The sequence below is a fragment of the Streptomyces sp. NPDC048516 genome, assembly GCF_043199875.1.
In the GTDB taxonomy this organism is placed as follows: domain Bacteria; phylum Actinomycetota; class Actinomycetes; order Streptomycetales; family Streptomycetaceae; genus Streptomyces.
In genome coordinates, this window is sequence record NZ_JBICWS010000052.1 from 1 (window position 1) to 1,198 (window position 1,198).

Here is a 1,198-nt window from a genome sequence, read left to right on the forward strand (position 1 = left end):
ACACAGTGGACGCGAGCAACTGAGGACAAGCCCTCGGCCTATTAGTACCAGTCAACTCCACCCGTTACCGGGCTTCCATATCTGGCCTATCAACCCAGTCGTCTACTGGGAGCCTTAACCCCTCAAAGGGGGTGGGAGTACTCATCTCGAAGCAGGCTTCCCGCTTAGATGCTTTCAGCGGTTATCCTTTCCGAACGTAGCCAACCAGCCATGCCCTTGGCAGGACAACTGGCACACCAGAGGTTCGTCCGTCCCGGTCCTCTCGTACTAGGGACAGCCCTTCTCAATACTCCTACGCGCACAGCGGATAGGGACCGAACTGTCTCACGACGTTCTAAACCCAGCTCGCGTACCGCTTTAATGGGCGAACAGCCCAACCCTTGGGACCGACTCCAGCCCCAGGATGCGACGAGCCGACATCGAGGTGCCAAACCATCCCGTCGATATGGACTCTTGGGGAAGATCAGCCTGTTATCCCCGGGGTACCTTTTATCCGTTGAGCGACGGCGCTTCCACAAGCCACCGCCGGATCACTAGTCCCTACTTTCGTACCTGCTCGACCCGTCAGTCTCACAGTCAAGCTCCCTTGTGCACTTACACTCAACACCTGATTGCCAACCAGGCTGAGGGAACCTTTGGGCGCCTCCGTTACTCTTTAGGAGGCAACCGCCCCAGTTAAACTACCCACCAGACACTGTCCCTGATCCGGATCACGGACCCAGGTTAGACATCCAGCACGACCAGAGTGGTATTTCAACAATGACTCCACAACCACTGGCGTGGCTGCTTCAAAGTCTCCCACCTATCCTACACAAGCCGAACCGAACACCAATATCAAGCTATAGTAAAGGTCCCGGGGTCTTTCCGTCCTGCTGCGCGAAACGAGCATCTTTACTCGTAATGCAATTTCACCGGGCCTATGGTTGAGACAGTCGAGAAGTCGTTACGCCATTCGTGCAGGTCGGAACTTACCCGACAAGGAATTTCGCTACCTTAGGATGGTTATAGTTACCACCGCCGTTTACTGGCGCTTAAGTTCTCAGCTTCGCCACACCGAAATGTGACTAACCGGTCCCCTTAACGTTCCAGCACCGGGCAGGCGTCAGTCCGTATACATCGCCTTACGGCTTCGCACGGACCTGTGTTTTTAGTAAACAGTCGCTTCTCGCTGGTCTCTGCGGCCACCACCAGCTCAGAC

The 1,198-nt window shown here is 55.5% G+C and carries 1 rRNA gene (cut by a window edge); it reads right to left on the minus strand.

The features are described 5' to 3' along the window. Positions 1 to 21: 21 nt before the first annotated feature. Positions 22 to 1,198, minus strand: a 23S ribosomal RNA gene (locus ACGFR7_RS37390); it runs 1,370 nt beyond the window's last position.